The sequence below is a fragment of the Methanothermobacter sp. genome, from assembly GCF_049720995.1.
In the GTDB taxonomy this organism is placed as follows: Archaea; Methanobacteriota; Methanobacteria; order Methanobacteriales; family Methanothermobacteraceae; genus Methanothermobacter.
Map to the genome: position 1 here is coordinate 47740 of NZ_JBNASF010000010.1, position 6491 is coordinate 54230.

Annotated in this window: 7 protein-coding genes; 4 read left to right on the top strand and 3 right to left on the bottom strand. The window is 47.9% G+C overall.

What is annotated here, in order from left to right; all coding sequences use genetic code 11:
- Positions 1-32 precede the first annotated feature (32 nt).
- The 4 genes from ACPLJI_RS04640 (at position 33) to ACPLJI_RS04655 (ending at position 4755) form a co-directional block, all read left to right on the top strand.
- On the top strand, positions 33-2282 hold the full coding sequence (locus ACPLJI_RS04640; protein ID WP_424730672.1) for a PAS domain-containing sensor histidine kinase: 2250 nt from the start codon (positions 33-35) through the stop codon (positions 2280-2282).
- Positions 2283-2373: 91 nt separating this feature from the next.
- Positions 2374-3303, top strand: a complete 930-nt coding sequence (locus ACPLJI_RS04645) for a magnesium transporter (protein ID WP_424730671.1) — start codon at positions 2374-2376, stop codon at positions 3301-3303.
- 13 nt (positions 3304-3316) lie between these two features.
- Positions 3317-3703: a hypothetical protein gene (locus tag ACPLJI_RS04650; protein WP_424730670.1), complete on the top strand. Its 387-nt coding sequence runs from the start codon at positions 3317-3319 to the stop codon at positions 3701-3703.
- Between the two features lie 191 nt (positions 3704-3894).
- Positions 3895-4755, top strand: coding sequence for a sulfurtransferase (locus ACPLJI_RS04655; protein ID WP_424730669.1), 861 nt, complete (start codon positions 3895-3897; stop codon positions 4753-4755).
- 26 nt (positions 4756-4781) lie between these two features.
- Here ACPLJI_RS04655 and ACPLJI_RS04660 read toward each other — a convergent pair whose 3' ends face one another.
- Genes ACPLJI_RS04660 through ACPLJI_RS04670 form a run of 3 tightly spaced genes read right to left on the bottom strand, consistent with a single transcriptional unit; the run spans position 4782 to position 6406 of the window.
- Entirely contained in the window at positions 4782-5579 is a 798-nt protein-coding gene (locus ACPLJI_RS04660; RefSeq protein ID WP_424730668.1) for a CPBP family intramembrane glutamic endopeptidase, read from the bottom strand.
- Complete coding sequence (locus ACPLJI_RS04665; RefSeq protein ID WP_424730667.1) at positions 5569-5787, bottom strand: hypothetical protein; 219 nt, start codon at positions 5785-5787, stop codon at positions 5569-5571. The genes ACPLJI_RS04660 and ACPLJI_RS04665 overlap by 11 nt, the downstream gene beginning before the upstream one ends.
- Positions 5788-5845: 58 nt before the next feature.
- Complete coding sequence (locus tag ACPLJI_RS04670; protein WP_424730666.1) at positions 5846-6406, bottom strand: DUF2953 domain-containing protein; 561 nt, start codon at positions 6404-6406, stop codon at positions 5846-5848.
- Positions 6407-6491 lie beyond the last annotated feature (85 nt).

Below are 6491 nucleotides of genomic sequence, written 5' to 3' on the forward strand. Positions count from 1 at the left end.
TTATTAATGTATATTAATAGTGGGGGTGTTCCATGGACAGAAACCTCAGGATATTCATCATAGCCATGATCATTCTTTCGGTTATATCACAGTTTTCAGCCTTCAAAAATGACATGGTATCCCTTATAACTGTAATAACAAACCTTGCAGCATTTCTGGCTCTCTTATACGCCAGCATATACTCAAGAAAGGTCTACCCCCACCTCTACCTCACCCTGATACTTTTATCCGCTGGCCAGTTCTTTTCATTCCTTGGTGACCTTACATGGTTCATACTTCAAAGCATACTCTCACTGAATCCCTACCCCTCAGTGGCAGATATATTCTACCTCCTCTACTATCCACTATTTGCAGCAGGCATATTCACAATCCCCGCCAGAAGATACTCTGATCTAAAGTCAGTCCTCGACCTGCTAATAATTCTCGTGACATTTACATCTGCAGTCTGGGTTTTTATTCTGAAGCCAACAGTACTTGCTGGTGGAAATCTAACAGAAGTAACTGTATCGGTACTTTACGTACTGGGGGACCTCCTTATAATCTTCATGATAATGGACCTGATAATAAACAAGCTGGGACGCTTCAGGTCAAGAACCCTCTACATCTTCCTTGCAAGCATAGCCCTGCTAATCGCAGCGGACATTTCATTCACCTATCAGACCATAACAGGAACCTATGCTGAGGGTACCTTTCAGGACCTCCTGTGGCCATTCAGTTACATCATTCTCATCATTGCAGTGAATGAATTCTTCAGTGAGAACTGGTCCATTCCCATATACCTCACAAGAAGGATTTCAGTTGTTACATATATACCATATGAATTCATGATCCTCTCCTACATTTTAACAGCCTACAGCCTTATTGAGACCGGTGTTAAAAATTCACTTGAACTTCTATTATCCCTTGGGGTCACAATAATTCTATTTACATTGAGGCAGCATCTCTCCATGAAGGAAAACCTCACCCTTCTAAATGAGGTTGAAGAGGAGAGGAGACGAACTGAGAATTACCTTGAGGTGGCAGGCTCCCTCATAATGGTACTGGATACCAGGAACCGTGTGAAACTGATAAACAGAAGGGGCCTTGAAATCCTTGAATGTGAACGTGGAGAAGTTGAGGGTAAAAACTGGTTCATATGCTTTGTACCCCCTGAGGACCGTAAGTGGCGCGAGGAACTCTACAATAACAAGATCAGATCCGGTGCGGATGGATACCATCTAAGAGGAAATATAATAACCTGTGATGGTAATCAGAAGACCGTAGCATGGCATGTCAGGTTCCTCAGGGAAAATGGTGAGTTCACAGGGAGCATAATCTCAGGTGAGGATGTTACAGAGATGCAGAAAACCAGGAAAGCCCTTAAGCTGAGTGAGAAGAGATACAGGGAGATATTCGAACTGGCACCAAGCCCAATAATCTCACTGGAAGAGGACCTCACCATAAGGGACTGCAACAACCGGGCAGAATCCGTTCTTGGCTACCCTAAGGAGGATCTTGAGGGGAGAAACCTCAGCGAATTCATACATCCCGATGATTCAGAGAAGGAGGTTGAGGGAACCCGGCGCCTCCTCAAATCCGATGGTGAGATCATATATGCAAACCTCAAGCTTACACGTGTTGGGGATGAAGTCATCCTCATAGTGGAGGACCAGACAGATATAATCAGGTCCCTCAGGGAGAAGGAGCTGCTGCTCCGGGAGATACACCACAGGGTCAAGAACAACCTCCAGATAATATCAAGCCTCCTCAGCATACAGGAGCGCAAAATTGAATCAGATGAACTCTCAAAGGTCCTCAGGGAGAGCCGTGACCGTATAAGGTCCATTGCCCTTGTCCACGAGCACCTGTACCGCTCAACAGACCTCACAACCATAAGGATAAGGGACTACCTCATTAACCTTATCTCAAAGATAAGCCAGGGGCAGGTGGAGAAGGATACCACCAGGATCAGGACAGATATAGAGGACCTTGAATTCAACCTGGAGACAAGTCTCTCTATTGGACTCATAGTCAATGAACTCGTCACCAATTCACTGGAACACTCCGGTGCAGAGAACATAGAGGTCAGGTTAAGGGGCCTCGATGGAAGATTTGAACTTGTGGTATCAGATGATGGAAGGGGCGTTGAGTCACCGGACGTGCTTGAGGGATCAGGTAACATGGGATGGTACCTTGTAAGTGCCCTTGCAGATCAGCTTGATGCCCACATTAACATTGAAACAGAAGAGGGTTTAACCGTCACCCTCAGGTTCAGGGAGCTCGGATACAGAGACAGATACTGAGTGCATCTTCAGGAAACTGCCAGCCCAGAAAGAAACATGCAGGGAACACCCTGAAATCCGACCCAGACAGATAAAAATGCTGATTGGTATCATGAAATTTCGAATAACAGATAGAATCCCGGCAGCCACCCAGGATATGCGCACTGAGGATGTCCTCAGAAATATAAGGGAAGATGTTGCGGAATATGACAGCATAGACTACATCTACGTCCTTGAGGATAGTAAACTCCTGGGTGTAGTTTCCATAAGGGAACTCCTCTCCACCAATGGAAAGGTCGGTGACATCATGCAGAGGAATATTGTATCCATAACCCCCGAAGATGACCCGTTTGATATACCCTACATGGCACTTTCACATGGAATTAAGGCCATACCCGTGGTTGACCAGGAGGGCAGATTCATGGGCGCGGTGACCCACGATGAGATCATAAGGATACTGAAGATTGAGGCCGACCGGGACATACTACACTTCGGGGGAGTATTCCACAGGGTCATCGACCAGGACCCGGGGGCACTGGACATGGTGAGGTCAAGGGTACCCTGGCTCGTGGTGGGGGTCATTGGTGGTACCATCACAGCAGCCCTCATAGGGAGCTTTGAGGACCTCCTATCAGAGTTCATAGCACTGGCATCCTTCATACCAGTAATGGTATACATGAGTGACGCCGTCGGAACCCAGTCAGAGGCCCTTATAATACGTAAGATTGCAGTGGACCCATCAATGAAGCCCCTCCTCTATATTAGAAGGGAATTCATGGTGGCAGCCGGGATAGGGGCCCTTTCATCTGCCTTCGCTGGTTTGATGGCGGGTCTTGCAAGGATGAACACGTCGCTGGGATTGATCGTCTTCATATCAATGTTTTTCAGTGTCCTTGCAGCTGTCCTCATATCCACCGCATCCCCCCTGATATTCCGCAGGCTCGGATTCGACCCGGCGGTTGCAACCGGACCCCTGGCCACCATCCTCAGTGACTTCACAACAACACTGATATACCTCAGTGTTGCATCATCACTCCTGTAATAGGAGGACTTTCATGGATCATGACGAGAGAATTGAAGAACTGGAGTTTGAGATAAAGGAGAAGGATAAAAGAATAAGGGAACTTGAACTGAAGCTCGCCGAGTGCAGGGGGCGCGTTGATGAGCTGAGGTCCGAGAAGTCAGAGCTGCAGGAGGAGGTTAACAGGCTCCATGTCATGAAGCTTGACCTTAAGCTCAGGAACCTTCAGGAACTTGAGGATGAGAACAACCGCCTCAAGCACAGGATAGAGATAACCAAGGGACTTCTTGACGATGCCCGGGAAAGGCTTGAGGTTCTTGAGGGCGTTGTGGATGAGTTTCTAGATCAGGGATTAACCGGGAGGTTGATGGGTAGGGAACCTGAAGGTCTCATCTACTACAGGAAGAGGTTCGGGGACTGAAAAACCAGCCACAGGATTTGGAAATCATCCACCACTACCCGGCATCTACATCAATCTCCCATAAACCTCAATGGATTGGAAATCATCCACCACTACCATGTATTTTCATCAATTTTTTCATAATTTCAATGAAAAGTTGTATATCCACCATGCAACATAATAGTATACACCAGATGTTAGGAGTGATTCATATGGAACCATATGGTGGTGGAGATGGCCGCATAAGGTGGGTGACACCCGGGTGGCTCATGGAGAACCTGGAGGATGTTGCAGTAATCGACTGCCAGCCCAACATCCACGACTACATACTTGAGCACATAGCAGGGGCAGTGTACCTCAACGAGGGCCTATTCAGGGAGCCCAGGGGTATTGCACCTGCAATGTACATCCCGGGAGACGCTGCAGAATCCATATTCAGGCAGGCCGGTGTTGAAAACAGAGAAACCGTTGTATACACAGGCACCGGCGGATTCAAGGGATGGGGTGACGGACTTGAGCAGACCATGGTTGCCTACAGCCTTGCAAGGTTCGGACATGAAGATGTCCTTGTACTGAACGGGGGACTTGCAGAATGGAAGAACGCCGGGGGAGAGGTGACAAAGGTATTCCCGGAGGTCGAGGAATCAGATTTCGCTGTTAAAGAGCAGGAGGACTTCTACATAGAGTACCCTGAGTTAAGGAGTATGAAGGATGATGATGACGTCCTGGTACTTGATGCAAGACCACCTGAGGTCTATGAGGGTCAGGGCCCCTGGATAAAACCCGGTCACATCCCGGGGGCGGTTAACCTTCCATGGGCGAGCCTTATGGACGATGATAACAAGACACTTTTGAAGCCAGAGGAGGAGATAAGGGAACTCGTGGAGTCTGTGGGGGCAACACCAGACAAGAAAATCATCTGCAGCTGTGGAACAGGAAGGGAGGCCACCAACGAGTTCCTGCTGTTCAGGTGGTACCTCGGATACCCTGATGTGAGAATATATGAGGGCTCATTCACCGAGTGGACCCAGATAGAGGACAACCCAACGGTAACAGGTCCTAACCCATACTGAACCCTCAAATTCCTTTTTTTCTGATTTTAACTGAATTCTGTTTTAAGCTCTGACCCTGCGAAGAGGAGCACCGCCAGTGCTGCAGCCACATTGAGTATCATGAGGAACACCCCCCCTGCGATCGTTGACTGGACAGGGAAGAGGAAGTAGGAGAGGTTACCTGTCGTGTGGATTACCATGGCAGCCAGTATGCTCCCTGTTGAGTTGTAAACCCAGGTGTATATCACTGAGGCAGATATTATAAGGATCAGGAAGCTCCAGAACGGTACCTGTGACTGTATACTGCCCTGTATAAAGAACAGGGGTATGTGCCAGAGACCCCAGATGATCCCAATTATTATGGCTGCGTAGATGGGTGAGTACCTCTCCTGGAGTCGTGGAAGGGCATACCCCCTCCAGCCGAATTCCTCCTGCAGGGGACCTCCAAGGAAGAATATGTAGAGGAACACCAGGGGAACAAGCAGGGGATTGGATGTCCAGTAGAGGAAGGGCTGTGGATCACCCCAGAGGACACCCAGGTAAAGCGAAAGAGCCGTGATGACCGGGAACAGGAGGAGGATTATAGCCCACCAGATCCTCGGGAAATCACGTTTAATTCCCCTCCTCAGGAATGCGACAAGCTCATCCCTTCCCCCGTACCTGTAGGTCAGTATAATAGCAGCAAGGGTTGGTCCGAAGGCTGCAGGATTGTAGGGGCTTCTCAGAAAAGACTGAATGGGTTCAGGGAATGTGAAACCATTTGAGATCATTGCAACCGGTATCCAGAGTATCCATGAAAACAGAAAAGCCAGCATTAAAAAGTCTGATATGCGCTCACTCTTCACTGCAATCTCCTCCCGAACTTAAAAGGTCATCCATCAACACAAGAGGGTATCTCAGATCATCCTCCATAACAATACACATTATAGGTTCCGCTGATACGGCATTTATAGTTTTTCCGGTTACAGCGAAGGTTAACCTGAAAACAGGCACTATAGACCTTCCATCCACATTCAATGCATCAGCCGAATATGTGCAATCAACAATCTTCATGAACTCCACCACCTCATGAAAATTCCCGGAAACACACGAAGCAATCCCCATGCCATCATCATAATTCCCTGAATCCCATAACAAGGTCCCTGAAGGGCTTCCTCAGAAGAAGCATGGTAAACACCAGAACAGGCTTCAGGGGCCTGATGGTCATTTCAAGTTCGATTTTTCCATTTATATCTCCACCGATGAAATCCGGGACTGCATTTATTTCAATGTTCCTTAAGGGGGAGGTAAGTGCTGAAAGGGTCCAGAGGTAACCTGTAATGATTGCGGTGTCAGAGGCATCACCGGTGCCAGCTGAAACTCTTACACCGAGCCTCCTTATGGTTATGGATGATATTATGGTCCTTAAAAGGTCCATTATGTGTCCCCTTGCCATCCATGCCCTTCTGAAAATCCTTTTTATGGCTGCAGACCCCACTGCACCCCCATCTCCCTTCTTCATTCCTCCTTTAAAGCTTCTGGTTAAAATTCTAACCCTCCAGAGAGTGACCCCTATTCTGAAGTCAGTTATCCCCCCATCCCTGACAACCCTCAGGATAACAGTATACTCTGATATAAGGGCCAGCAGAATGGCTGCAAGTGAAAATGAGATAATTATTAGGAGAATCTTCATGGGCTATCTCATTCCTTACTCTCACTTTCAGGTTCCCCTAATGAGGAGAATCTTCATGGGCTATCTCATTCCTTACTCTCACTTT